This window comes from Streptomyces sp. NBC_00258 (assembly GCF_036182465.1).
GTDB lineage: Bacteria > Actinomycetota > Actinomycetes > Streptomycetales > Streptomycetaceae > Streptomyces.
Map to the genome: position 1 here is coordinate 3,780,211 of NZ_CP108081.1, position 26,075 is coordinate 3,806,285.

Consider the following 26,075-nt stretch of genomic DNA (forward strand, 5'->3'; position numbering starts at 1 on the left):
ATGGGCGGGGAGCTGCGGCACGGTGGGCCGCCGGGCGGAGCGGACACGGCGGGCACGCGGCCCGGCGCCGAACCGCGCCCCGCCGGCACACCGAGGATCGTCGGGATCGTCTGGGGGCTGCTGATCCTCAACACGCTCGGCTCCGCCGGGGCGAAGACCATCGTTCCGCTGCCCCGCTCCCTCATCCAACTGGTCACCATGGGCGCGCTGGTCGCCGCGTTCACACTGGCACTCGCGGTCAATCTCCGGCTGCGCATACGGGCCAGCTCCTTCGTGCTCCTGCTCACCCTGCTGCTGGTGCCGAGCCTCATCTCCAGCCTGCAGCTGGAGTCCGGGCTGGGCGCGCTGTTCCGCTGCACCCGGCTGGCTCTCTTCATCGGCACGCTGTGGCTGCTCAGCCGCTGGTGGGACGGCGGCCTGACGTTCGTACGGCACCACATCCGGATGTACTTCGCGGTGCTCGGGTCGGTGGCCGCCGGCCTGGTCGTGTCGCCGGGCGCGGCCCTGCCCGAGCTCTACGGCGGGCGCCTGGTCGGCGCGTTGTGGCCGCTCACCCCGCCGCAGATCGGCCAGTACGCCGCGGTGATCATCGGGCTCACCGTGCTGCTCGTACTGGGCCGCCGGACCGACAGGACAGGCGCGGCCGTGGTCATCGTGCCGTCACTCGTCCTGCTCGCGTTGACCCATACCCGGACGGCCACCCTCGGCCTGCTCATCGGGCTGACGCTGGCGATCGGCTCGCTCGTCCTGACCAGCGCCGCCGCCCGCCGGTTCTTCACCTGGACGGTGCTCTGCGCCGCGGTGGCCGCGGTGGGGTTCGGCTCCGCACTGCAGGCGTGGTTCCTGCGCGGACAGAGCCAGGAGAATTTCACCAGCCTCACCGGTCGGGCCAAGGTGTGGGACGCCCTGCTGGCAGCGCCCAGGACGACCTCGGAGCAGTTGTTCGGCGCGGGTCTTGGCGACAAGTCGTTCGGCGGGCTGCCGATCGACAACAGCTGGCTGGCCGTCTACCAGGAGCAGGGTCTGACCGGCGTCGTCCTGGTGGCGGCGATCATCATCGTGCTGGGTGTCGTCGCGTTGCTGCGGCCACCGTCGCTGCAGAGGGCCTGCGCGATCTTCCTGATCAGCTACTGCGCGATCGCGTCGTACACCGAGGCCGGGCTCGGCGACGCCTCGCCGTATCTGCTGCATCTGGCCCTGGCCGCCTCGCTCCTTGCGGTACCTGCCGCGGCCGCTCCCCTCCCGACGCCCGAAGTCCCTCGACGGCCCGTCCCGCGATGGGCCCGGAGATCGGAGGTGACCTGAGCATGCACGTCCTCGTGGTGCACAACCGCTACGCCTCGGCGCAGCCGAGCGGGGAGAACAAGGTCGTCGACCAGGAGGTCGCGCTGCTGCGCGGGGCCGGTCACCGGGTCGAGGTGTTCGAGCGGCGCAGCGACGACATCGCCGCCCGGTCCCTCCTTTCCAAGGCCGCGCTGCCGCTCCTCGTGCCGTGGAACCCGGCGGTCCGCTCGGAGCTCGCGGCCCGGCTTCGCGCGGAGCGACCGGACGTGGTGCACGTCCACAACGTCTTCCCGCTCCTGTCGCCCGCGGTCCTGGCCGCCTGCGCCGACGCCGGTGTGCCCGCCGTCGCCACGCTGCACAACTACACCCAGGTCTGCCCGCCCGGCACGCTGCAACGGGACGGCCGGCCGTGCACCGAGTGCGTCGGGAGGGCGCCGCTGCCCGCCGTCCGGCACGGCTGCTACCGGAGTTCGCGTCTTGCGACGGTGCCGCTCGCGGTCAGTCTGTCGGTCAACCGGCGGCGGTGGTGGTCGGGTGTGGAGCGGTTCTTCTGCATCTCCGCGGCGCAGCGCGACGTCCTGGTGCGGTCCGGCATGCCGGCCGAGCGGCTGGCGGTGAAGCACAACTTCGTGCCGGAGCCGGGCACTTGCCGAACGGGCGACGGCGAGCATCTGCTCTATCTCGGCCGGCTCGCGGAGGCCAAGGGCGTGCGGCTGCTCATGGCCGCGTGGGACGAGCTCGCGGCGAGCGGCGGTGTGGGCGTGCCGCTCGTGATCGCCGGCACGGGGCCGCTGGAGCCGGAGGTGACCGCCTGGGCGGCGGGCCGGGACGACGTGCGGTACGTCGGCCTGTACGACACGGCGGAGTGCCGGGAGGCCGTCGCGCGGTCGGTGGCCGTGGTGGCTCCCTCGACGTGGCTGGAGGCGTTCGGACTGGTGGTCGTGGAGGCGATGGCGGCCGGGGTGCCGACCGTCGCCGCCGGTCACGGCGCCTTCGTCGAACTCGTCGAGGACGGGGTGACCGGCTTCCTTCACCGACCGGGCGAGCCCGCCTCGCTCGCGTCCTGTATACGCCGGATCGCGGCCGAGCCGGCCCGGAACCGGGAGATGGGCCAGGCGGCCCGGCGCCGTTACGAGCAGGGCTTCAGCCCGGCCGTCGGCCTTGAGCGCCTGGTGGAGGGGTACCGCACCGCGATCGCGGGTCGGTCCGGCGGCAGGGACACCCCGCCGCCGGTGGGGACCGAATCAATGGGGGGCAGTAAATGACACGATGCCGACTCTGCGGCTCGGCGGCGCTGGAGAGCGTCGTCGATCTCGGAGCGACCCCGCCGTGCGAGAGTTTTCTCGCCGCGGACCAACTGGACCGGCCGGAGCCGGCGTTCCCGCTGCATCTGCGGGTCTGCACCGACTGCTGGCTCGCGCAGATTCCTCCGCTGATCACGCCGGAGGAGACGTTCAGCGAGTACGCGTACTTCTCCTCCTACTCGACCTCCTGGGTGGAGCACGCGCGTACCTTCGTCGCCGACGCCGTACAACGGCTGGATCTCGGGACGGACGCCTTCGTGGTCGAGGTCGCGAGCAACGACGGGTACCTGCTGAGGCACATGGTGGACCGCGGTATCCGCTGCCTCGGCATCGAGCCGTCGGTGAACGTCGGCGCCGCGGCGCGGGACGCGGGTGTACCCACGCTCACGGAGTTCCTGGACCCGGCCACCGGCACCGACGTCCGCACCGAGCACGGCCCGGCGGACCTGGTCGTGGCCAACAACGTGTACGCGCACATCCCCGACGTGGTCGGGTTCACTCAGGGGCTGCGCGCCCTGGTCGCCGACGACGGCTGGGTCTCCATCGAGGTGCAGCACCTGCTGACCCTGATCGAGGAGAACCAGTACGACACGATCTACCACGAGCACTTCCAGTACTACACGGTCGCGTCCGCGGCCCGGGCGCTGGCGAGCGGCGGACTCTCGCTCGTGGACGTCGAACTGCTGCCCACGCACGGCGGCTCCATCCGGCTGTGGGCCCGGCCGGCCGGGGTGGCCGGCGAGCCGACCCGGCGGGTGGCCGACGTGCTGGCCCGGGAGAAGGCCGCCGGACTGCAGGAGCTGTCCGGGTACACCGAGTTCTCCGCTCAGGTGGCCAAGGTGCGCCGGGACCTGCTGCGGTTCCTCATCGACGCGGCCGAGCGCGGCGAGACGGTCGTCGGCTACGGCGCGCCGGGCAAGGGCAACACCCTGCTCAACCACTGCGGCATCCGGCCCGACCTGCTCGCGTACACGGTCGACCGCAATCCCTACAAGCACGGCAGGTTCACCCCGGGCACCCGCATCCCGATCCTGCCGCCCGAGCAGATAGCCGCCGACGAACCGGACTACGTCCTCGTCCTCCCGTGGAACCTGCGGGCCGAGCTGGTCGAGCAACTGTCCTTCGTGCACGCCTGGGGCGGCCGGCTGGTCTTTCCCATCCCGGAACTGAGCATTGTCGAGGTCAAGCCATGAAGGTCGTACTGTTCTGCGGCGGTTATGGGCTGCGTATGCGCAGCGGAACCTCCGACGACATGCCCAAGCCGATGGCGATGGTCGGCCCGCGGCCACTGATCTGGCACGTCATGCGCTACTACGCGTACTTCGGGCACACGGAGTTCATCCTGTGCCTCGGGTACGGGGCCCACCACATCAAGGACTTCTTCCTCAACTACGAGGAGACGACGTCCAACGACTTCGTGCTGCGCAACGGACAGACCGAGCTGCTGTCCACCGACATCGCCTCCTGGACGATCACGTTCGTGCAGACCGGCATCGAGTCGCCGATCGGGGAGCGGCTGCGCCGGGTGCGGCACCACCTGGACGGCGACGAGATGTTCCTCGCGAACTACGCCGACGTGCTCACCGACGCCCCGCTGCCGGAGATGATCGAAAAGTTCGCCGGGCGCGACGCCGGTGCGTCGATGATGGTGGTGCCGCCACAGTCCTCGTTCCACTGTGTGGACCTGGGCGACGACGGCCTGGTGGGGGGCATCACCGCGGTGAGCGACATGCCGCTGTGGGAGAACGGCGGCTACTTCGTGCTCCGCCAGGAGGTCTTCGACCACATCCCGGAGGGCGGGGACCTGGTCGCCGACGGATGCGCCCAACTGGCCAAGCGCGGACGGTTGGTGGCACACCAGCACCGCGGCTTCTGGAAGCCGACCGACACCGTGAAGGAGCGGGCCGCGCTCGACGACGCGTACGCCCGGGGCGACCGCCCGTGGGCCGTGTGGGAGCGGGACGGCGCGAAGGCGAGCGCCGGAGTGAGGACCGCATGATCCGGCTCGGCGCCGGGGGCCTGGACCGGATCGTCGCGGTGGGCGCGCACTGCGACGACATCGCCATCGGCGCAGGAGGCACGCTGCTCGCGATGTGCCTCGCGCGGCCGGGTGTCCGCGTCGACGCGCTGGTGCTCTCCGGCGGTGGCAGCGAGCGGGAACAGGAGGAGCAGGCCGCGCTCGCCGCCTTCTGCCCCGGAGCCGACCTGCGGTTGACCGTGCACAAGCTGCCGGACGGCCGGCTGCCCGCGCACTGGGAGGAGGCCAAGGCCGCGGTCGAGGAACTGCGGGCGGCAACTGAACCGGATCTCGTCCTTGCCCCGCGCACCGATGACGCGCACCAGGATCACCGCGGCCTGGCGAAGCTGATACCCACCGCGTTCCGTGACCACCTCGTGCTCGGCTACGAGATCGTCAAGTGGGACGGCGATCTCGGCCGCCCCACGGCGTACCAGCCGCTGTCTGAGGAGATCGCCGAACAGAAGGTGCGGCTGCTGCAGGAGCACTACCCCTCGCAGCGGCACCGGCCCTGGTACGACCGGGAGGCCTTCCTCGGTCTGGCCCGGATCCGCGGCATCGAATGCCATGCGCGCTACGCCGAGGCTTTCGCCGTCACCAAACTCACTCTCAATCTGGGCACTTTCAATGTGGGGGAATGAACCTTGCGCGTACTGCTGACCGGACACCAGGGATACCTGGGCACCGTGATGGCCCCGGTACTCACGGCCGCCGGGCACGAGGTCGTCGGTCTTGACGCCGGCCTGTTCGCCGACTGTGTCCTCGGCACGCCGCCCGTGGACCCGCCCGGGCATCGGGTGGACCTGCGCGACGTCACGGCCGAACACGTGGCCGGGGTGGACGCCGTGATCCACCTGGCCGCGCTGTCCAACGACCCGTTGGGATCACTGGCGCCGGACCTCACCTACGACATCAACCACCACGCGTCCGTACGGCTGGCCCGGCTGGCCCGCGAGGCCGGCGTACGGCGCTTCCTGTACGCGTCGACCTGCTCGGTCTACGGCGCCGCCGGCGGGGAGGGCCTGGTGACCGAGGACGCCCCGCTGCGCCCGGTGACGCCGTACGCGGAGTCCAAGGTGCGGGTGGAGGACGACCTGCACGCGCTGGCCGACGGCGACTTCAGCCCGGTGTTCATGCGCAACGCCACCGCATTCGGCTACTCGCCCCGGCTGCGCGCCGACATCGTGCTGAACAACCTGGTGGGGCACGCCCTCTTGTCCGGCGAGGTCCTCGTGCTCTCCGACGGCACCCCCTGGCGCCCGCTGGTCCACGCCGCCGACATCGCACGGGCCTTCGCGGCCGCGCTGACCGCGCCGCGGGAAGCGGTGCACGACCGGGCGTTCAACATCGGCAGCGAGGTCAACAACGTCACGGTCGCAGAGATCGCTGAGCAGGTCGCCGAGGCGGTTTCCGGGGCGAAGGTGGTGATCACCGGGGAGCACGGCGCCGATCCGCGGTCGTACCGGGTGGACTTCTCCCGGTTCCGCGCCGCGATCCCCGGCTTCGACTGCGAGTGGACGGTCAAGCAGGGCGCGCTCGAACTCGCCGACGCCTACCGGGAGTTCGGGCTGACCAAGGAGGACTTCGAGCGGCGCTTCACCCGTCTCGCCGTGCTGCGCGCGGCGTCCGAGGCCGGCACCGTCGACGACACCCTGCGGCGGCGCGGATGACCGCGGCCGGCGAGCAGATGACGACCGGGGCCGGCGATCAGATGCACGCGCTGGTGGAGCGGCTGTACCCGCTGTGCCGGAGCATCACCGGCGACGGTGTGCGCGCCACCCTGGAGATCATCGGCGAGTACGTCCCGCTGCAGGTGCACGAGGTGCCGACCGGGACGCAGGTGCTCGACTGGACGGTGCCGCAGGAGTGGAACATCCGGGACGCGTACATCGCCGACACGGCCGGCCACCGGGTCGTCGACTTCGCCGCGTCCAGCCTGCACGTGCTCGGCTACAGCGTGCCGGTGTCGGCGACCATGCCGCTGGCCGAGCTCCGCGCGCACCTGCACACCCTGCCGGACCACCCGGCATGGGTGCCGTACCGCACCAGCTACTACAAGCCGGAATGGGGATTCTGCCTGGCCCAGGAGACCCTGGACGCGATGCCGGACGGCGACTACGAGGTGCGCGTCGACTCCACACTCGCCGACGGCCACCTCACCTACGCCGAGCACGTGGTCCCCGGGCAGGTCTCCGACGAGGTGATCGTCTCCTGCCACGTCTGCCACCCGTCGCTGGCCAATGACAACCTGGCCGGCATCGCGGTGGCGACTTTCCTGGCCCGGGCGCTGGCCCAGCGGACGCCGTACTACACCTACCGGTTCATCTACGCGCCCGGCACCATCGGGGCGATCACCTGGCTGGCCCGCAACGCGGAGCGGGTGGAACGGGTCAAGCACGGGCTCGTGCTGGCCTGCGCGGGCGACCCGGGCCGGCTGACGTACAAGCAGAGCAGGCGCGGCGACGCGGAGATCGACCGGGTGATGCGGCACGTGCTCAGCGCCTCCGAACGCCCGCACCGCGTCAACGAGTTCACTCCGTACGGCTACGACGAGCGGCAGTACTGCTCGCCCGGATTCGATCTCGGCGTGGGCTCGCTCAGCCGGACCCCGTACGCCGGCTACCCCGAGTACCACACCTCGGCGGACAACCCGGACTTCGTCTCCCCGGACGCGATGGAGGACACGCTCGCCGTCTGCCGCGAGGCGTTCGCCGTCCTCGACGGCAACCGGCGGTACGTCAACCTCAGCCCCTACGGCGAACCACAGCTGGGCCGACGGGGGTTGTACGACTCGCTCGGCGGCCGCAGCGACGCGAAGCAGGCCGAGATGGCCATGCTCTGGGTGCTCAGTCTCTCCGACGGCGAGCACAGTCTGCTGGACGTCGCCGAGCGGTCCGGGCTGCCGTTCGACGCCGTCGCCGCCGCGGCCGACGCCCTGCACGGCGCCGGGCTGATCAAGGCGTGACGCCGATGGCCACCGAGGGAGGGAATCGGACCGCCAAGCGGGCCATGGTCGGCCGTCTGTCCTGGGGACTGGCCGACCAGGCGGCCTCCAGCATGACCAACTTCGCGGTGGGGATCTACGTGGCACGCTCGCTGGGGCTTGCCGCGTTCGGCGTCTTCAGCCTGGCCTGGCTGACCTACGGCGTGGTGCTCAACGTCTCCCGCGGCCTGGCCACCGACCCGCTCGTGGTGCGCTTCAGCGGCGTGCCGACCGCTTCCTGGCGCGCGGCGGCGGCCCGGTCGTCGGGTGCCGCGCTCGGCATCGGTGCCGCTCTCGGCGCAGTGTGTCTGCTGGTCGGTCTTGGCCTGGGCGGCCGTGTGGGGCCCGCGTTCGTCTGCCTCGGCGTCGTACTGCCTGCGCTGCTGCTGCAGGACGCCTGGCGGTTCGCGTTCTTCGCCGCCGGGCACGGGCAGAAGGCGTTCGCCAACGACGTGGTGTGGGGCGTCGCGCTCGTCCCGGCCATGGTGGTGGCGGCCCGCGTGGGAAGCGTGGCCGCTTTCGTACTCGCCTGGGGCGCGTCCGCCACGGTGGCCGCGGTGTACGGCTGCCTCCAGTCGGGCATCCGCCCCCGGACGACCGGGGCGCGCGGGTGGCTTCGCGAGCAGCGCGATCTCGGCTACCGGTACCTGGTCGAGAACGTCAGCCTCAGCGGCGCGAGCCAGCTGAGGGCGTACGGCCTCGGCGCCATCGTCGGGGTCGGCGCGGTCGGCGCGGTCCGGGGCGCCGAGCTCCTGCTCGGCCCGTTCCTCGCTCTGCTGATGGGGCTGTCGCTGGTCACCGTCGCCGAAGCGGCACGGGTCCTGCGGCAGGCCCCGCATCAGCTGAACAGATTCTGCCTTCTCCTCGGCGGCGGGCAGGCCGCCGCCGCGATGCTCTGGGGCGCGGCGCTGCTGCTGATGCCGGACCGGGCCGGCGAGTTCGTGCTCGGCGGCGTCTGGAGCTCTGCCTCGGAGCTGATCGTGCCGGCGACGCTCGGCGTCGCGGGGGCCGGCCTCGGCAGCGGCGCGGCGGCCGGGCTGCGCGCACTCGCCGCGGCCCGGCGCAGCCTGCGAAGCCAGCTGTTCGCCTCCGCCTGTTACGTCATCGGCGGGCTCGGCGGTGCTGCCGTGGCCGGCACGGTCGGCTCGGCCTGGGGCGTCGCCGCCGCGACCGTCTGCGGCTCGGCCGTGTGGTGGCTGCAGCTGCGGTCCGCCCTGCGCGAGCGCCGCCGGAACCCCATCCCCGAAGTGAGGACTCCATGACCGCCCTTCCCCGGCTGAGCATCGGCCTGCCCGTCTACAACGGCGAGGAGTACCTCGCCGAATCGCTCGACGCCCTGCTCGGCCAGACCTACGAGGACTTCGAGCTGGTCATCTCGGACAACGCCTCGACCGACGGGACCGAGGACATCTGCCGCAAGTACGCCGCGCAGGACTCGCGCATCCGGTACATCCGGCTGCCCCGGAACATAGGCGCCGCACCGAACCACAACTACGTGTTCACCGAGTGCCGCGGCGAGCTGTTCAAGTGGGCCTCGCACGACGACCTCTACGCCCGCGACCTGCTGCGGCGCTGCGTCCAGGCGCTGGACGAGCGGCCGGACGTCATCCTCGCGCACAGCGACCAGGCGGTCATCGACGAGGACGGCAAGGTGAAGGTCCCGTACGACTACGGGCTGGCCACCGACTCGCCACACGCGCCGGAGCGCTTCCGCAGTCTGCTGTTCGAGCCCGGTGGCGACGACTTCTACGGTGTGATGCGGGCCGACGTGCTGCGCCGGGTGAAGCCGCACGACAGCTACCACCACGCGGACCGCACGTTCGTCGCCGAGATCACCCTGCACGGGCCCTTCCACCAGGTCCCGGAGCTGCTGTACTTCCGCCGCGACCACCCCACCCGCGCCGAGCGGGCGAACCCTTCCAAGCGCTCCCGGTGCGTCAACCTGGACCCGCGCCGGGCAGGCCCGCTGCACCCGACGCCCCGGCTGCTCGCCGAGTACGTCTGGGGCTTCGTCTCGGCGGTCCGGCGGGCGCCGTTGTCCCCGGCCGACCGGCGCGCGTGCTACCGCCACCTGGCCGCGTGGATGACCAGCCGGGTCCGGCCGGGTGCCGGCGAGCGGGTCGAGGACCGCGCCCCGGTCGACCCGGGCCGGCTCACTGTCTCCGTCGACGCCCTCGTCGCCGGACGTGAGGGGCGGCAGGCATGACACGCGCGGACCGAACCCCGGTGCGCGTCGGGGTGTTCGGCCTGCTCGGCTCCGGCAATCTCGGCAACGACGGGTCGCTGGAGGCCGTCATCGGGTACCTCCGCGCCGAGCACCCGGAGGCGGTCGTGGACGCCCTGTGCGGCGGACCCGAGGTCGTCACGGCCCGGTACGGCATCCCCGCGACGCGGCTGCACTGGTACCGCGGCGAGTACCGGACCGCGTCACGCCTGGCCTCGATCACCGGGAAGGGACTGGGCAAACTCGTCGACGTCTTCCGCACCGCCGCCTGGGTGCGCCGGCACGAGGTGGTGATCGTGCCCGGCATGGGCGTCCTGGAGGCCACGCTGCCGCTGCGGCCGTGGGGCTTCCCGTACTCGCTGTTCCTGCTCTGCGCGAGCGGCCGGCTGTTCGGCACCCGGGTTGCACTGGTCGGCGTCGGCGCCGCCCCGATCGGCAACCGGCCGACCCGGGCCCTGGTGCGCCGGTCGGCGCGGCTGGCCGCCTACCGCTCGTACCGGGACACCCTGTCCCGTGACGCGATGCGGGCGATGGGCGTGGACACCGCGCGCGACGAGGTCTACCCGGACCTCGCGTTCGCCCTGCCGACGCCGCTGGAAGGCGCGGCTTCGGGCCCGCCTGGACCGGTCTGCGTCGGCGTCATGGACTTCCACGGCGGCAACGACGACCGCGCACGGGCCGAGGAGATCCACCGGCGCTACCTCGATGGGACAACTCGCTTCGTCCGCGCGCTGGTCGAGGACGGCAGGCCGGTCCGGCTGCTCACCGGAGACGAGTGCGACCGGCCGGTGGTCGCCGCGATCCTCGACGCGGTGGACTCGCCGCTGGTCACCGCCGCCGAGGCGGCCTCGCTCGCAGACCTGATGAAGGAGACGGCGGCTGCCGACACCGTGGTGGCGACCCGGTACCACAACCTGGTCTGCGCGCTGAAGGTCGGCACGCCGACCCTCGCACTCAGCTATGCGGCGAAGAGCGACGCACTCATGGACCGGATGGGCCTTGCCGCGTACTGCCACCCGGCCCGCGAGGTCGACGCCGACCGGCTGCTCGAACAGTTCCGGGCGCTTGAGGAGCGATCGGCGGAGCTGCGGCGGACCCTCGCCGAGCGGAACCTGGTCGCCGCCCGGCAACTCGAGCACCAGTTCAGCGCATTGACCTCGGCCTTGTTCCCGACGGCCGACCGTAACCGTGCCCACGCCCGGCAGGAGACTCCATGAAAGCGACCGAAGTCCCGGAGATCGCCGGCGCGTACCTCTTCGAGCCGACGCCGTACGCCGACGAACGCGGCTTCTTCTGCCGCACCTTCGACGCCGACGTGGTCCGCTCGGTGGGCCTCGACCCGGACGCCTTCGTCCAGGACAGCCTGTCCCGCTCGGTCCGGGGCGTGCTGCGCGGCCTGCACCTGCGCTCCGGCGCCGGCGAGGCCAAGCTGGTGCGGTGCTCGTACGGGATGGTCTTCGACGTCGTCGTGGACCTGCGGACGGACTCACCGACGTACCGCAACGTGGCAACCTTCGAGCTGTCCGGCGAGACGCAGACGACCCTCTACATCCCGGCGGGCTGCGCCCACGGCTTCCAGGCCCTGACCGAGACCGCCGACACCTCGTACCGGATCGACCGCCCGCACGATCCGGCCGAGGACGTGACGATCGCCTTCGACGACCCGGAGCTCGCCATTCCCTGGCCGCTCCCGCCCGCCTCGATGTCCCAACGGGACCGGGAGGCGCCGAGCCTCGCCGAGGTCCTGAAGCAGAAGGAGAGCTGAAGTCACCGTGGACACCGAAGAGTTCAGCCTTCCCCGATCGCTGGCGGCGAACGAGCGGCTGCACGCCCTGATCCCCGGCGGCGCGCACACCTACGCCAAGGGCGACGACCAGTACCCCGAAGACCTGGCCCCGGTCATCAGCCACGGCCGCGGTGCCCACGTGTGGGACGTCGACGGCAACCGCTACATCGAGTACGGCTCCGGCCTGCGGTCGGTCAGCCTCGGCCACGCCCACCCACGCGTGATCGAGGCGGTGCGACGGGAACTCGACCGCGGCAGCAACTTCGTCCGGCCGTCCATCGTGGAGGTCGAGGCCGCGGAACGCTTCCTGGCCACGGTACCGACCGCCGAGATGGTGAAGTTCACGAAGAACGGCTCCGACGCCACCACTGCCGCCGTGCGCCTCGCCCGCGCCGCCACCGGGCGCCCGCGGGTGGCCATCTGCGGCGACCATCCGTTCTTCTCCACCGATGACTGGTTCATCGGCACCACGCCGATGTCCGCGGGCATTCCGGCGGCGACCACCGACCTCACCGTGGCGTTTCCCTACGGGGACCTGGCCGCCACGGAGGAGCTGCTCACCCGGTACCGGGACGAGGTCGCCTGCCTGATCCTCGAACCCGCCTCCCACACCGAGCCCCCGCCCGGCTACCTCGCGGGCCTGCGCAAGCTGGCCGACCGGCACGGCTGTGTACTGATCTTCGACGAGATGATCACCGGCCTCCGTTGGTCCGAGGCGGGCGCCCAGGGCCTGTACGGCGTCGTCCCCGACCTCTCCACGTTCGGCAAGGCGCTGGGCAACGGGTTCGCCGTCTCCGCGCTGGCCGGCCGTCGCGAGCTGATGGAGCGCGGCGGGCTGCGTCACTCCGGCGACCGGGTGTTCCTGCTGTCCACCACGCACGGTGCGGAAACGCACTCGCTGGCCGCCGCGATGGCCGTGCAGACCACCTATGCCGAGGAGGGCATCACCGCGCGGCTGCACGCCCTCGGCGATCGGTTGGCCGCCGGTGTCCGCGAGGCCGCGGCCGGCATGGGCGTCGGCGACCACGTCGTCGTCCGGGGCCGGGCCAGCAACCTGGTCTTCGCCACGCTCGACGAAAACGGGCAGCCGTCGCAGGAGTACCGCACCCTGTTCCTGCGTCGGCTCCTCGCGGGCGGGGTGCTGGCCCCGTCGTTCGTGGTGAGCAGCGCGCTCGACGACGCCGACATCGACCGCACCGTCGACGTGGTGGCCCAGGCATGCGCGGTGTACCGGAAGGCACTGGACGCCGCCGACCCCACCCCCTGGCTGGGCGGACGACCGGTGAAGCCCGTATTCCGCCGCTTGGCGTGACGTGACGTCAGCGACGCTCCGGCCGACCGGCGTCGGCCGTCCGGTCGACCAGCCGGTCAGCCGTCCGGTCGACCAGCCACGCGGTCGCCGGTGTGACCGCCAGCGCGGTGCACCAGCCGCCGAGGACGTCGGTCGGGTAGTGCGCGCCCAGGGCGACCTGCGCCCAGCCCATGGCGGCGCCGGCGACCAGCGCCGCGGCGAGCACGAGTAGCGTGCCGACCGTCCTGCCGAGGCCGAGCCGACCGGTCGCGAGCAGCGCCACCACGAGGGCGAGCGCGGTGAGGAAGGCGGTGTGGCCGCTCGGATAGGACAGGTTGTCGTCGCCGTGGATGGTGCGGCCCACCAGGGACTTGAGCAGTGTCGTCGTCGCCACGGTCAGGCCGGCACCGGCAACGACGAGCACCGCCGCGCGAGGACGCCGAAGCAGCAGACAGGCCGCCACGGCAACCACGACGAGGATCGCCGCTCCGGCGGGCTCTCCCAAGAAGTCCGTGGCCAGAGCGACGTTCCGCCACGGCGGCCGCACACTGTCCGCCGTCGGCCGGACGAGCCACCTGTCCACCCTGCCGGACTCGCTGTGGCCGGCGTACAGAACCCCGAGCGCGAGGACCACCAGCGCGGCGAGGGCCGCGATCGGCCCGAGCCACGCGCGCAGCGATGGGGGCAGCACCGCGGACGCCGACCGCCCGCTCACCCGCCCACCGTCGCGGACCGTCCGGCAGATGCGATGCACCTCCCCTCCAGGCTGTTCATCACCCTGGCCAAGGGCATCGGAACCAGTCTCTGCTTGCTCCCTTGCCACCCTTGCCAACAATCGATTGCGGCAAACCGCCGTCGGACACCAGCGCGCTCGCGCACCCGCGTCCCTACGACTGACAGCCGCTCAGCCGGGGTTCGCCACATCCACCCGTTGCACCCACCGGAACAGGCCGAACTCATGCCCATCACCGAGAGGTTGCAGGTCAGGCGCCCTTCGCGATCGGTTCGAGGATCGCCACGCACTCCACGTGATGCGTCATCGGAAACAGGTCGAACGCCCGCAGCGTCCGCACCCGGTATCCCCCGTCCCGGAAGTACGCCAGGTCGCGGGCCAGCGCGGCCGGATCGCAGGCGACGTACGCGATCTTGCGGGCGCCGAGTGAGGCGAGGTGCTGGACCGTCTTCTTGCCGGCGCCGGCGCGGGGCGGGTCGAGGACGATGAGGTCGACCTCGGTGATGCCGGTGCGCGGGAGGACCGCCTCGACCTTGCCCTGTTCGATGCGGACGCGGTCGAACGCGGCGAGGTTGTGCTTGGCGTCCTCCACCGCGCGCTTGCCGGACTCGATGCCGAGGACCGCGCCCTTGTCGCCGAGGCGATCGGCCAGCGCGCCGGCGAAGAGGCCGACACCGCAGTAGAGGTCGAGGGCCATGTCGCCCTTGCGCGGGAGCAGGCCCTGCATGACGGCCTTGACCAGGGTGTCGGCCGCCATCGGGTGGACCTGCCAGAAGCCGCCGCTGCCGACCCGGTGCGTACGGCCGTCCGCGCGCTCGCGGACGAAGGCGCGGCCGTGGACCCGGTGGATACCGCCGTCGTGCTCCTCGACGCGCATCACGGAGACGGGCTTGTCGAGTTCGACGAGGGGCAGGCGGGCGCCGGGCCTCGGTTCGAGGATCACCATGCGGTCCTGTGAACCGGTCGCCGCGATCGCCTCGACCGACTCCATGCCGGACCAGTCGCGCTCCTCGATGCCCAGCTCGGAGACCCCGGGCGCGGCGATCATGCAGTGCTCGATCGGCTCGACCTCGTGCGAACGGTGGCGGCGCAGACCGGCGTTGCCGTCCTCGTCGACCGCGTACTGCACGCGCGTACGCCACGCGGGGACCTCACCGGCGGGCAGCTTGTCGCCCTCGGCCGGCATCACCGTGCCGTCCCAGCCGGCCTCCTCCGGGGTGAGGCCCGCGAGCCGCTGGAGCTGCTCGGCGACGACCTCGCCCTTGAGCCGCCGCTGTGCGCCCGGCTTGGCGTGCTGCCAGTCGCAGCCACCGCAGCGGCCCGGACCGGCGTACGGACAGGGCGCCTCGACGCGGTCCTTGGACGGCTCCAGCACGGTCACCGCGTCCGCCCGCAGGAAGCGCGAGTCCTCCTCGCCCTCCGTCACCCGTACGACGACCCGCTCGCCGGGCAGCGCATGCCGTACGAAGAGGACCTGGCCGGCGTCCGAACGGGCGATGCAGTGCCCGCCGTGCGCGACGGGGCCGATCTCGACCTCGTACTCCTGACCCACGAGCGACCCCGCCGGCGATTTCTTCGGTTCTGCCTGCATGGCGGGGTGACTCCAGATGCGAAATGGGGAACGGCCGGACAACAGCCCACCAGTCTACGTGGACACCGCCCGGCCGCTCACCACGAGCCCGTGGGCCCCCTGCTCCTCAGCGCTTCGGGGACGACGGCTCCTTCGGCCGGTCCTCGGCCGGACCGCGCCGCACGGAACCCGGCGCGTTCCAGTCCTGCCGCTTGCGGGCCCGCTTCTTGGCCACCTCGGACGACTCCAGCTGGTACGGCACGGACGTCACCATCACGCCCGGAGTGAACAGCAGCCGCCCCTTGAGCCGCAGCGCGCTCTGGTTGTGCAGCAGCTGCTCGTACCAGTGACCGACCACGTACTCGGGGATGATCACCGACACCACGTCGCGCGGGGACTCACGGCGCAGCCCCTTCACGTACTCGATGACCGGCCGCGTGATCTCGCGGTACGGCGAGTCGAGGACCTTCAGCGGCACGGTGATGCCGCGCCGCTCCCACTCCTCGCGCAGGGCCTTCGTCTCGGCCGGGTCGACGTTGACGCTGAGAGCCTCCAGGGTGTCGGAGCGCATCAGCTTGGCGTACGCGAGGGCCCGCAGCGTCGGCCGGTGGATCTTCGAGATCAGCACGACGGAGTGGACACGGGAGGGGCGCACGCTGTCGTCGGACGGCCCCTCGGGGGCGGCGATCTCCTCGGTGACCCGGTCGTAGTGCTTCCGGATCGCGGACATCGTGGCGTAGAAGATCACCATGCCGAGCAGTGCGACCCAGGCACCGTGCGTGAACTTGGTGACGAGGACGACGACCAGGACCAGGCCGGTGAAGAAGGCTCCGAAGGCGTTGATGGCCCGGGAGCGGACCATGTGGCGGCGCTTGGCCTGGTCCTTCTCGGTGGCCAGGTGGCGGTTCCAGTGCCGGACCATGCCGGTCTGGCTGAGCGTGAAGGACACGAACACGCCGACGATGTAGAGCTGGATGAGCCGCGTGGAGTCGGCGCCGTAGACCCAGACGAGCAGGATGGCCGCGCCGGCGAGCAGCACGATGCCGTTCGAGAAGGCGAGCCGGTCGCCACGGGTGTGCAGCTGGCGCGGCAGGTAGCGGTCCTGCGCGAGGATCGAGCCGAGCAGCGGGAAGCCGTTGTACGCGGTGTTCGCGGCCAGGAAGAGCACGAGCGCGGTGGCCGCGGCGAGCACGATGAACAGGAAGCTGCCGTCACCGAACACGGCCTCGGCGACCTGGGAGATCACCGGGTTCTGTACGTAGTCGGAGCCCACCGCGACCCCGTTGTGGAACAGGTCGCTCGCCGGCCGCTCGGCCATGCGGACCTTCGTCACCATGGCCAGCGCGATGATGCCGCAGAACATGGTGACGGCGAGCAGGCCCATCGCCGCGAGCGTGGTCGCCGCGTTCTTGGACTTGGGCTTGCGGAAGGCGGGGACGCCGTTGCTGATCGCCTCGACGCCGGTGAGCGCCGCACAGCCGGAGGAGAAGGCACGCAGCAGGAGGAAGACGAGGGCGAAGCCCGCGAGCCCCTGGTGCTCGGGCTTGATCTCGTAGTCGGCGGTCGGCGCCTTCATGGTGTCGTCGAGGATGATCCCGCGGAAGGCACCCCACGCGATCATCAGGAAGACGCCCGTGACGAAGACGTACGTCGGGATCGCGAAGAGCTTCCCGGACTCCTTCACGCCGCGCAGGTTCATCAGCGTGAGCAGCACGATGACGGCGACCGCGCAGAGCACCTTGTGCTCGATGACGAACGGGATCGCCGAGCCGAGGTTCTCGATGCCGGACGCGATCGACACGGCGACCGTGAGGACGTAGTCCACGAGCAGCGCGCTGGCGACGGTGAGGCCGGCCTTGGGGCCGAGGTTGGTGTTGGCCACCTCGTAGTCGCCGCCGCCGCTGGGGTAGGCGTGCACGTTCTGCCGGTAGGAGGCCACAACGGTGAACATCAGCACGACGACCGCGACGGCGATCCAGGGGCTGAAGTGATAGGCCGACACGCCCGCGATGGACAGGACGAGCAGCACTTCTCCCGGCGCGTACGCCACGGAGGAGAGCGGGTCGGAAGCGAAGACGGGGAGTGCGATGCGCTTCGGCAGGAGTGTCTCTCCGAGCCGGTCACTGCGCAGTGCGCGCCCGATCAAGATCCGTTTGGGCACGTCGGTCAGTTTGGACACGCAGAGGATCGTAAGCGGTCGAACACGGCCACGCCCACCCTCCCCCGCCCTCGGTGTCGCTCGGAGGACAGCGCGCCCGCCCTTCGTCTGCCCTACGAGTGAAATCCCGTACGGGCCCGGTTGCGGATTCCACGGCTGGGCAAAGCCGCATGCCTATATGAAAAAAGCCAAAACTTTGCCGCCCCTTGCCACTTCATGGAGGTTCCATGCACGCCACCGCGGAACTCATCGGCGCCGCCGCCGGACTCGTAGGCCTCGGGATCCTCACCCTCGTCAGCGTGCGCAGCATCAGCCGCCGCTGATCGTCGGGATCCCGCGGGCGATCGTGCACGGGGGTGCCCCCCGCGGACCGCGCGTGTGTAGCTTGGGCGTCGGTCTGAGACGCTGTCCTAGCGTGTCAGCCTGAGCAGCAACTTTCCACACCGGAAGGACGGTCGTGCACATCGTCATCATGGGCTGCGGAAGAGTGGGTTCCGCTCTTGCCCAGACCCTGGAGCAACAGGGGCATACGGTCGCCGTGATCGACCAGGACCCCACCGCCTTCCGACGGCTGGGCTCCGGGTTCGGCGGCCGTCGTGTCACCGGCATCGGCTTCGACCAGGACACCCTGCGTGAGGCGGGCATCGAGGACGCCGGCGCCTTCGCCGCCGTCTCCAGCGGTGACAACTCGAACATCATCGCCGCCCGGGTGGCCCGCGAGATGTTCGGCATCGAGAACGTCGCGGCGCGTATCTACGACCCCCGCCGTGCCGAGGTCTACCAGCGGCTGGGCATCCCGACCGTCGCCACCGTGCGCTGGACCGCCGACCAGATGCTGCGCCGGCTGCTGCCGTCGGGCGCCGAACCGCTGTGGCGCGACCCCACGGGCGGGGTACAGCTCGCCGAGGTGCACGCGTCGACGGCGTGGGTCGGCCAGCGGATCAGCCGGCTCCAGGAGGAGACCGGTGTGCGCGTGGCCTTCCTCACCCGGCTGGGCGAGGCGGTGCTGCCCACCTCGCAGACGGTGCTGCAGGAGGGCGACCTGGTGCACGTGATGATGCGTACGGACGACGTCGAGAAGGTCGAGGCGTCGTTCGCCGAGGGGCCTGAGGAAGAAGGCGGTCACTGATGAGGGTCGCCATTGCCGGTGCCGGTGCGGTGGGCCGCTCGATCGCGGGCGAGCTCCTGGAGAACGGGCACGAGGTCCTGCTGATCGACAAGGCGCCGACCGCCATCTCGGTCGAGCGCGTCCCGCAGGCGGAGTGGCTGCTCGCCGACGCCTGCGAGATCACTTCGCTGGACGAGGCCGCGTTGCAGCGCTGCAACGTGGTCATCGCGGCGACGGGCGACGACAAGGTGAACCTGGTCGTGTCGCTCCTCGCCAAGACGGAGTACGGGGTTCCGCGGGTCGTCGCCCGTGTCAACAACCCCAAGAACGAATGGCTGTTCAACGAGTCGTGGGGCGTGGACGTGGCCGTCTCGACCCCCCGTCTGATGTCGGCCCTGGTCGAGGAGGCGGTGAGCGTCGGCGACCTGGTCCGCCTGCTCCGCTTCAGCCACGGCGACGCCAACCTCGTCGAGCTGACGCTGCCCCCGGAATCCGCCCTGGCCGGCACCCAGGTCGGCGAAGTGGCATGGCCCGAGGACACGTCCCTCGTCACCATCATCCGCGGCACCCGAGTCCTCACCCCCACCCGGGAGGACTCACTGGAAGCAGGCGACGAACTCCTCTTCGTGGCGGCCCAGGCCCGCGAGGAACAGCTGGAGGACCTGCTGTCGGTGCGTCGCGAGGAGACGACGGGCTGACGACGGGCAACTGACGTACGGAGACAAATTGAGGGGCGCTCGGAGACATCTCCGAGCGCCCCTCAATTTTCAGCTTGGTCCGGCACCATCCAGCCCGTCCGGCGTTTGAGGACGAGGCCGTTCAGGCCGAAGCGGGGGTCTGGGGGCGGCAGCCCCCAGCGGCCCACACAGGCACCGCGTACCTAGTCGGCGGACCGAGCGGCAGCTTCCCGCTCCTTCTCCGCGCGCTCCTCCGCCTCCATCTCGGCGAAGACGTCGATCGGCGGCGGCGCCTTCGCGAGGAAGACCCAAGTGAGCCAGACCGCGAGCAGGAAGGGCGGGATCTTCAGGGCGATCAGGACCCAGCCGAACTGAGTCGTGTCGGCCCACCAGTACAGCGGAAACAGGATCGCGCACTTGGCGAGCAGAATGAGGCCCCAGGCCCAACTGGCCTTCGCGTAAGCCGTCTTGCGCCCCGGATTACGCGTACGCCAGGAGAGGTTCTCCTTGAAGACCGGCCCGAGGATGAGCCCGATCAGCGGAACTCCCGCGAGCGTCGTGATGATGTAGGCGAGGGCGAGTCCGAGCGTGTAGAGCATGCCCGGCAGATAGAAGTCCTTCGCGTTGCCCGTCATCATCGCGAAGACCACGCCGAAGGCCACACCGAAGACACCGCTGAAGGCGTGCTTGACGGTGTCCTTCATGACCAGGCGGACCACGACCAGCAGGATCGAGACACCGAGGGCCGCGATGGCCGCCGAGTGCAGGTCCTTGTTGATCGTGAAGATCGTGACGAAGAGCAGGCCCGGCAGGACCGTCTCGATCATGCCCCGCAGACCGCCGAACGCCTCGAAGAGCGCGGCCTCGGTCACCGCCCGCGAATCCCGCTGGGCGTCTTCGGTCGGCTTGTCGAGCGACGTCACCGGCTACTCCCGTCCGAGGGGTCTGAGTTCGTATTTGGGATTGAACAGCACCCGGCGGCCCCGGCTCATCGAGATCCGGCCCGATGCGATCAGCTTGCGCCCCGGTTCTATCCCCACTATGGAGCGCCTGCCGAGCCACACCACGTCCAGGGCGGCCGAACCGTCGAACAGCTCGGCCTCCAGGGCCGGGACACCGGCCCTCGGGCGCAGAGTGACCGTGCGCAAGGTACCAGTAACCGTGACCACCTGTCGGTCCCGGCAGTCACCGATGCGCGTACAGCCCGCGGTCTCTGTGTCCTCGCGCAGTTCCTCGGACTCCAGGTCCTGCTGGGACGAGGAGAGCCGGTCGATCATCCGCCGGAACCGGCCCGCCGGCTTTTCGGAACGAGGAACAGCACTCATATCTGAAGCGTACCGGGGGGCGCTGACGTCTACGTACCCCTGGTGCCGCCACTCGAACCGGCGTACGACCCGAACCGGCCTCACTTCTCGAACCGGTACCCCATCCCCGGCTCCGTGATGAAGTGCCGGGGATGCGCCGGGTCCGTCTCCAGCTTGCGGCGCAACTGGGCCATGTAGACCCGCAGATAGTTCGTCTCGGTGCCGTAGGAGGGGCCCCAGACCTCCTGGAGCAGCTGTTTCTGGCTGACCAGGCGGCCCGTGCTGCGCACCAGCACCTCCAGGAGGTGCCACTCGGTCGGAGTGAGGCGCACGTCGCGGCCGGCCCGGTTGACCTTCTTGGCGGCCAGATCGACGGTGAAGTCCTCGGTCTCGACGATCACGTCCTCCTCGTCGCCCCCGTTGGGCTCGGCACGGCGGACGGCGGCCCTCAGGCGGGCGAGCAGCTCGTCCATGCCGAAGGGCTTGGTCACGTAGTCGTCGGCGCCCGCGTCGAGGGCCTCGACCTTCTCGTCGGAGGAGTGCCGGGCGGACAGCACCAGGATCGGCACGCGGGTCCAGCCGCGCAGCCCCTTGATCACCTCGACGCCGTCCATGTCGGGCAGACCCAGGTCGAGCACGACGACGTCGGGGTGCCGGGCGGCCGCGAGCCGGAGCGCGGTGGCGCCGTCGGGGGCCGCGTCGACCTCGTAGTTGCGTGCCTTGAGGTTGATCACGAGGGCTCGGGTGATCTGCGGCTCGTCGTCGACCACGAGGACGCGGGTCATGAAGCCTGCCTTTCCGGTTGTACGAGTGCTGCGACGTCCACGAACGGTGTCGGGTGGGCGGGGCCCGCCCGGAGGGTGAGGACCATGGTGAGGCCGCCACCGGGGGTGTCCTCTGCGTCGAGGGTGCCGCCCATGGCCTCGGCGAAGCCCCGGGCGACCGCGAGGCCGAGGCCCACACCGGCGCCGCGCGGGGCGTCCCCGTACCGCTGGAAGGGCGCGAAGATGCGGTCCTTCGCCTCGTCCGGGACACCGCGGCCGCGGTCCACCACCCGTACCTCCACGCGGTCTCCGAGCGCGCTGGCGGCGACCAGGACCCGCTCTCCGTCGGGGCTGTACTTGACGGCGTTCTCGACGATGTTGGCGACCGACCGCTCCAGCAGGCCGGGGTCGACGGCGACCATGGGCAGCGTCTCGGGGATCTCCAGCTCGACGCTGTCCTCCGGTACGCCGCCGAGGGCCATCGGGACGACCTCGTCGAGGTCGATCTCGCGGATCAGCGGGGTGACCGTGCCGGTCTGCAGGCGGGACATGTCGAGGAGGTTGCCGACCAGGTGGTCGAGCCGGTCGGCGCCCGCCTCGATGCCCTCCAGGAGCTCGGCCTCGTCCTCCTCGGACCAGGCCACGTCGTCGGACCTGAGGGACGACACGGCGGCCTTGATGGCGGCAAGCGGGGTGCGCAGGTCATGGCTGACGGCCGCCAGCAGCGCCGTACGGATGCGGTTGCCCTCGGCGAGTGCGCGGGCCTGCTCGGCCTCCTCCTGGAGGCGCTTGCGGTCCAGGACGACGACGGCCTGGGCGGCGAAGGCGGCGAGCACCCGGCGGTCCTCGGCGGGCAGGACCCGGCCGGAGAGGGCGAGCGCGGTGTGGTCGCCGACCGGCATGTCGACGTCCGCGTCCTCGGGCAGCGTCGGCGGGTGCGGGCCGACGCTGCCCGCGCAGGTCCACGGGTCGACGTCGCTCTCCCGCTCCAGCAGGGCCACCGACTCCATGCCGAAGGTCTCGCGGACCCGCTCCAGCAGGGCGTCCAGGCTGGTCTCGCCGCGCAGGACGCTGCCGGCCAGGAAGGAGAGGATCTCGGACTCGGCGCGCAGCCGGGCCGCCTGGTGGGTGCGACGGGCGGCCAGGTCCACCACGGAGGCCACCGACACCGCGACGCCCACGAAGATCACGATGGCGACGATGTTCTTCGGGTCGGCGACGGTCATCCGGTGCAGCGGCGGGGTGAAGTAGTAGTTCAGCAGCAGCGAGCCGAGGGCCGCCGAGGCGAGCGCCGGGAGCAACCCGCCGAGGAGGGCCGCCGCGACGATCAGCGTCAGGAAGAGCAGCATGTCGTTGGCGAGCCCGAGGTTCGAGGCGCCATGGGTCAGCAGCAGGGCGAGGAGGGCCGGGCCGACGACACCGACCAGCCAGCCCGCGATGATCCGAGACCGGCCGAGCCGCGACCCCCGGGCGGCCGGCAGTCCGCGCCCCTTGCCGACCGCGTCGTGCGTGACGATGTGCACGTCCAGGTCGGGCCCCGACTCCCGGGCGACCGTGGCACCGACACCGGGACCGAGCACGTACTGCCAGGCCTTGCGCCGTGAGGAGCCCAGCACGATCTGGGAGGCGTTGACTCCGCGCGCGAACTCCAGCAGCGCGGACGGGATGTCGTCCCCTATGACGTGGTGGAAGGTGCCGCCGAGGTCCTCGGCGAGGGTGCGCTGGACGGCCAGTTCCTTGGGCGAGGCGGAGGTCAGGCCGTCGCTGCGGGCGATGTAGACGGCGAGCACCTCGCCGCCGGCGCCCTTCTCCGCGAGCCGGGCTGCGCGGCGGATGAGCGTACGGCCCTCGGGTCCGCCGGTCAGGCCCACGACGATGCGTTCGCGGGCCTGCCAGGTGGAGCGGATGCCGTGCTCGCCGCGGTACTGCTGGAGGTACTCGTCGACGCGGTCGGCGACCCAGAGGAGGGCCAGTTCGCGCAGGGCGGTGAGGTTGCCGGGGCGGAAGTAGTTGGAGAGGGCCGCGTCGACCTTGTCGGGCTTGTAGATGTTGCCGTGCGCCATCCGGCGGCGCAGTGCCTGGGGCGACATGTCGACCAGCTCGATCTGGTCGGCCCTGCGCACGACCTCGTCCGGGACGGTCTCGCGCTGCCGTACTCCCGTTATCGACTCGACGACGTCACCGAGCGACTCCAGGTGCTGGATGTTGACCGTCGAGACGACGTCGATTCCGGCGGCGAGGAGTTCCTCGACGTCCTGCCAGCGCTTGGCGTTGCGTGAGCCGGGGACATTCGTGTGGGCCAGTTCGTCCACCAGGGCGACGGCCGGGGCGCGCTCCAGGACGGCGTCGACGTCCATCTCGGTGAAGACGGTGTCCCGGTAGGGGATCTCCCGGCGGGGGATCCGCTCCAGACCGTGCAGCATGACCTCGGTGCGCGGCCGGTCGTGGTGCTCGACGAAGGCCACCACGCAGTCCGTACCTCGTTCGACGCGGCGGTGTGCCTCGGACAGCATCGCGTACGTCTTGCCGACGCCCGGTGCCGCACCGAGGTAGATCCGAAGCTTGCCGCGTCCCATGGCCCCATTGTCTTCCCAAAACGCACTGCGTACGCTGCGTCGACCTTACGGCCAACAATCCTGACAAATGGGGTGAGGGGTGGGGTGCGGACCGTCTTTGACGGAACCCTGACGCGCCGCCGAGGGCCCCTCCGGACCTCGGTGCTCGACGGTCTCTCCGTCGCTAGTGCTCCACGATCTCGCCGTCGCTCAGCTCCAGGACCCGGTCGGCGAGGTCCAGGAGGGCCGCGTCATGGGTGGCGACGAGCGCGGTGACGCGCTCACTGCGGACGACCGCCCGCAGCAGCTCCATCACCGCGATACCGGTCTCGGCGTCGAGCTGGCCGGTGGGCTCGTCGGCGATGAGGAGCGCGGGCTCGTTCGCGAGGGCGCGGGCGATCGCCACGCGCTGCTGCTGGCCGCCGGAGAGCTCGCCGGGCCGCTGCGCCGCGTGGTCGGCGAGCCCGACCAGGGAGAGCAGCAGTTCGACGCGCTCCTCGCGCTCGCGGGACTCGGCCCGGCGCAGCCGCATCGGCACGCCCACGTTCTCGGCGGCCGTCAGGATCGGGATGAGACCGAAGGACTGGAAGACGAAGCCGATACGGTCCCGGCGCAGCTCCAGCAGCCCGTTCTCCCCGAGCCCGGAGAGGTCGAGCCCGTCGACGGTGATCCGCCCGTCGTCCGGCTCGTCGAGCCCGCCGACGAGGTTGAGCAGCGTCGTCTTGCCGGACCCCGACCGCCCCTTGAGGGCGACGAGTTCACCGCGCGGTATGTCGAACGAGACCCCGCGCAGGGCGTGTACGGCGGTGGCTCCGCTCCCGTACGAGCGGTGGACGTTCTCGACTCGCACCATCGTTTCGGTGACGACCTGGCTCATGACCCTCCCCCGTGGACCGGGCGCCAGTATCACCGTCCGGCGCCCGGTCGGGCAACGTCTCAGTTCGGGTTGTCGCCGTGCGTGAGCGTCTCCCAGGCGACGAAGAGGTTGTTGCTCCCCGCCGGACGGTTCTGCTGCGTGAGCCGCTCGGTGTTGGTCATGACGTGGCCGAGGCGGTTGCTCAGGGCGTTGTGGCCCACCTCGGTGATGGGCCCGAGCCCGAGGTGCAGCGACCCGCCGCACAGCCAGCTCGGGGGCGCCTCACCCAGCTGGTGCTTGGCCTGGAAGCCGAGCGCGTGCCGCAGCCGCTCGCCGACGTCGGTGCCGTAGAGGTCCTGGCCCTGGATGCGGCTGGTCTCGGCGACGTGCGAGATCGCGGAGATGCCGTATCCGGTGTGCGTGAGGTCGCGGCAGGTCTCCTGGGTGAGCCCGTTGACGAACGTCGACTGCCCGTGCCAGTAGTTGATGATCTTCTGCGTGGTGTCGAGGTTCTGGCTCGGCACGGTCTTCGGCAGCGCGCCGTCGGAGGACAGGTACACGAACGCGGCCGTACGGGTGCGGAACTTCGCCATGGCCTTGTCGTACGACGCCTTGTCCTCCAGGAAGACGGAGATGCCGACGGCGGCCTCCATCATCGACAGCTCCCAGTTGCCGTTGGAGTTCGAGCCGTTGATGATCTCGGGGAGGTACACGGTGCGCAGCATGGTCGCGAAGCGGCCCGAGTTCGCCCAGCCGCCGTCGTACGTGTACTTGATGATCTCGGCGGCCTTGGGCCAGGACGAGCCCGCCCAGCCGGTCTGCAGCGGGGCGTTGCTGTTGGTGTGGTCCCGGATCGTCGCGGACCAGGCGTCCATCAGCTCGATCGCCTTCTTCGCGTACCGCGCGTCCCGTGTGACGTACCAGGCGAGGGCCTGGGTGTACGCGGCGATCGCGTCCTCGCGCTCGTCGGTGCAGCCGTTGTTGGGGTTCGAGTACGAGCCGCACTCGACGACGGCCCGGGGCTTGGGGGTGCGCGAGAGCGAGCCGTACCTGCTCGCCAGCATCTGGTCGTACGCGCCCTTCCAGGGCTGTGCGCCGGCGTTGACCTGTTGCCGCGCGAAGTCCAACTGGCCGCGGGAGACGGTGACTCCGGGGTGCGTGAAGGTGCCGGGAGCCGCTTCGGCACGGTCGGCGGCGGGCCAGGCGAGGGCGCCGGCCAGGAGGGCGGCGACGGTCGCGAGGAGCGCGAGGCGGGATCTGCGGCGATGACGTGGAGGTACCGGGGTGTTCGGCATGGGGGGACATCCGTTCTCGTATGTGATCACGGAATGCCTTTATGAACACAGGCGTTGGCGGTGACCATAGGTACGGACCAATTTCACGTCAAGAGAAAAGGCAGGAGAAAAGAAGCGGGAGAAGGGCCCGGGCAACGACAACGGCCCGTGGGGCTCCGGAAGTCGT

At 70.9% G+C, this 26,075-nt stretch carries 23 protein-coding genes; 14 read left to right on the forward strand and 9 right to left on the reverse strand.

Annotation, left to right across the window (positions count from 1 at the left end):
- From OG718_RS16800 to OG718_RS16855, 12 genes are read left to right on the forward strand one after another with little or no spacing between them, the layout of a single operon-like run.
- Positions 1-1,305: an O-antigen ligase domain-containing protein gene (locus OG718_RS16800; protein WP_328844507.1), complete on the forward strand. Its 1,305-nt coding sequence runs from the start codon at positions 1-3 to the stop codon at positions 1,303-1,305.
- Between the two features lie 2 nt (positions 1,306-1,307).
- Complete coding sequence (locus OG718_RS16805; protein ID WP_143638291.1) at positions 1,308-2,549, forward strand: glycosyltransferase; 1,242 nt, start codon at positions 1,308-1,310, stop codon at positions 2,547-2,549.
- Positions 2,546-3,781, forward strand: a complete 1,236-nt coding sequence (locus OG718_RS16810; protein WP_143638289.1) for a class I SAM-dependent methyltransferase — start codon at positions 2,546-2,548, stop codon at positions 3,779-3,781. The genes OG718_RS16805 and OG718_RS16810 overlap by 4 nt, the downstream gene beginning before the upstream one ends.
- Complete coding sequence (locus tag OG718_RS16815; protein WP_328844508.1) at positions 3,778-4,587, forward strand: glucose-1-phosphate cytidylyltransferase; 810 nt, start codon at positions 3,778-3,780, stop codon at positions 4,585-4,587. Before OG718_RS16810 ends, OG718_RS16815 begins: the two co-directional genes overlap by 4 nt.
- Entirely contained in the window at positions 4,584-5,246 is a 663-nt protein-coding gene (locus tag OG718_RS16820) for a PIG-L deacetylase family protein (protein ID WP_328844509.1), read from the forward strand. The genes OG718_RS16815 and OG718_RS16820 overlap by 4 nt, the downstream gene beginning before the upstream one ends.
- 3 nt (positions 5,247-5,249) lie before the next feature.
- Entirely contained in the window at positions 5,250-6,275 is a 1,026-nt protein-coding gene (locus tag OG718_RS16825; RefSeq protein ID WP_306937208.1) for an NAD-dependent epimerase/dehydratase family protein, read from the forward strand.
- On the forward strand, positions 6,272-7,570 hold the full coding sequence (locus OG718_RS16830) for a DUF4910 domain-containing protein (protein WP_328844510.1): 1,299 nt from the start codon (positions 6,272-6,274) through the stop codon (positions 7,568-7,570). Before OG718_RS16825 ends, OG718_RS16830 begins: the two co-directional genes overlap by 4 nt.
- Positions 7,571-7,575: 5 nt before the next feature.
- Positions 7,576-8,850, forward strand: coding sequence for a hypothetical protein (locus tag OG718_RS16835; protein WP_143638281.1), 1,275 nt, complete (start codon positions 7,576-7,578; stop codon positions 8,848-8,850).
- The gene (locus OG718_RS16840) at positions 8,847-9,794 is read left to right on the forward strand and encodes a glycosyltransferase family 2 protein (RefSeq protein WP_143638279.1); all 948 of its coding nucleotides are present in this window, start codon (positions 8,847-8,849) and stop codon (positions 9,792-9,794) included. The genes OG718_RS16835 and OG718_RS16840 overlap by 4 nt, the downstream gene beginning before the upstream one ends.
- Positions 9,791-11,029, forward strand: coding sequence for a polysaccharide pyruvyl transferase family protein (locus tag OG718_RS16845; RefSeq protein ID WP_328844511.1), 1,239 nt, complete (start codon positions 9,791-9,793; stop codon positions 11,027-11,029). Before OG718_RS16840 ends, OG718_RS16845 begins: the two co-directional genes overlap by 4 nt.
- Positions 11,026-11,577 carry a dTDP-4-dehydrorhamnose 3,5-epimerase gene (gene rfbC, locus OG718_RS16850; protein ID WP_143638276.1) on the forward strand — a complete coding sequence of 184 codons (552 nt, stop codon included), beginning with the start codon at positions 11,026-11,028 and terminating at the stop codon, positions 11,575-11,577. The genes OG718_RS16845 and rfbC overlap by 4 nt, the downstream gene beginning before the upstream one ends.
- Positions 11,578-11,584: 7 nt before the next feature.
- Positions 11,585-12,910: a glutamate-1-semialdehyde 2,1-aminomutase gene (locus tag OG718_RS16855; RefSeq protein ID WP_328844513.1), complete on the forward strand. Its 1,326-nt coding sequence runs from the start codon at positions 11,585-11,587 to the stop codon at positions 12,908-12,910.
- Between the two features lie 7 nt (positions 12,911-12,917).
- Here OG718_RS16855 and OG718_RS16860 read toward each other — a convergent pair whose 3' ends face one another.
- From OG718_RS16860 to OG718_RS16870, 3 genes are all read right to left on the reverse strand, one after another.
- On the reverse strand, positions 12,918-13,604 hold the full coding sequence (locus OG718_RS16860; protein ID WP_328847781.1) for a phosphatase PAP2 family protein: 687 nt from the start codon (positions 13,602-13,604) through the stop codon (positions 12,918-12,920).
- 268 nt (positions 13,605-13,872) lie between these two features.
- Positions 13,873-15,213 carry a class I SAM-dependent RNA methyltransferase gene (locus tag OG718_RS16865; RefSeq protein WP_328844514.1) on the reverse strand — a complete coding sequence of 447 codons (1,341 nt, stop codon included), beginning with the start codon at positions 15,211-15,213 and terminating at the stop codon, positions 13,873-13,875.
- Positions 15,214-15,319: 106 nt separating this feature from the next.
- Positions 15,320-17,371, reverse strand: a complete 2,052-nt coding sequence (locus tag OG718_RS16870; protein ID WP_328844515.1) for an APC family permease — start codon at positions 17,369-17,371, stop codon at positions 15,320-15,322.
- A 436-nt stretch (positions 17,372-17,807) separates the two neighbouring features.
- On the opposite strand from OG718_RS16870, the gene OG718_RS16875 reads away from it, so the two are divergent.
- Positions 17,808-18,479, forward strand: coding sequence for a potassium channel family protein (locus OG718_RS16875; RefSeq protein ID WP_055615461.1), 672 nt, complete (start codon positions 17,808-17,810; stop codon positions 18,477-18,479).
- A complete protein-coding gene (locus OG718_RS16880) occupies positions 18,479-19,156 on the forward strand; it encodes a potassium channel family protein (RefSeq protein ID WP_143638222.1) in 678 nt (225 codons plus the stop codon). Before OG718_RS16875 ends, OG718_RS16880 begins: the two co-directional genes overlap by 1 nt.
- Before the next feature lie 182 nt (positions 19,157-19,338).
- On the opposite strand, the gene OG718_RS16885 is transcribed toward OG718_RS16880, so the two are convergent.
- The 6 genes from OG718_RS16885 to OG718_RS16910 all read right to left on the reverse strand — a co-directional run bounded on the left by OG718_RS16885 (position 19,339) and on the right by OG718_RS16910 (position 25,909).
- A complete protein-coding gene (locus OG718_RS16885; protein ID WP_055615459.1) occupies positions 19,339-20,058 on the reverse strand; it encodes a DUF3159 domain-containing protein in 720 nt (239 codons plus the stop codon).
- A 3-nt stretch (positions 20,059-20,061) separates the two neighbouring features.
- The gene (locus tag OG718_RS16890) at positions 20,062-20,460 is read right to left on the reverse strand and encodes an OB-fold nucleic acid binding domain-containing protein (RefSeq protein ID WP_143638218.1); all 399 of its coding nucleotides are present in this window, start codon (positions 20,458-20,460) and stop codon (positions 20,062-20,064) included.
- A gap of 80 nt (positions 20,461-20,540) precedes the next feature.
- Positions 20,541-21,224 (reverse strand): response regulator, encoded by a 684-nt coding sequence (locus OG718_RS16895; RefSeq protein ID WP_328844516.1) that lies wholly within the window; start codon positions 21,222-21,224, stop codon positions 20,541-20,543.
- Complete coding sequence (locus OG718_RS16900; RefSeq protein WP_260695257.1) at positions 21,221-23,779, reverse strand: sensor histidine kinase; 2,559 nt, start codon at positions 23,777-23,779, stop codon at positions 21,221-21,223. Before OG718_RS16900 ends, OG718_RS16895 begins: the two co-directional genes overlap by 4 nt.
- A 163-nt stretch (positions 23,780-23,942) precedes the next feature.
- Positions 23,943-24,635 carry an ABC transporter ATP-binding protein gene (locus OG718_RS16905; protein WP_143638214.1) on the reverse strand — a complete coding sequence of 231 codons (693 nt, stop codon included), beginning with the start codon at positions 24,633-24,635 and terminating at the stop codon, positions 23,943-23,945.
- A gap of 59 nt (positions 24,636-24,694) precedes the next feature.
- Positions 24,695-25,909: an alginate lyase family protein gene (locus OG718_RS16910; protein WP_328844517.1), complete on the reverse strand. Its 1,215-nt coding sequence runs from the start codon at positions 25,907-25,909 to the stop codon at positions 24,695-24,697.
- Between the last annotated feature and the right edge of the window lie 166 nt (positions 25,910-26,075).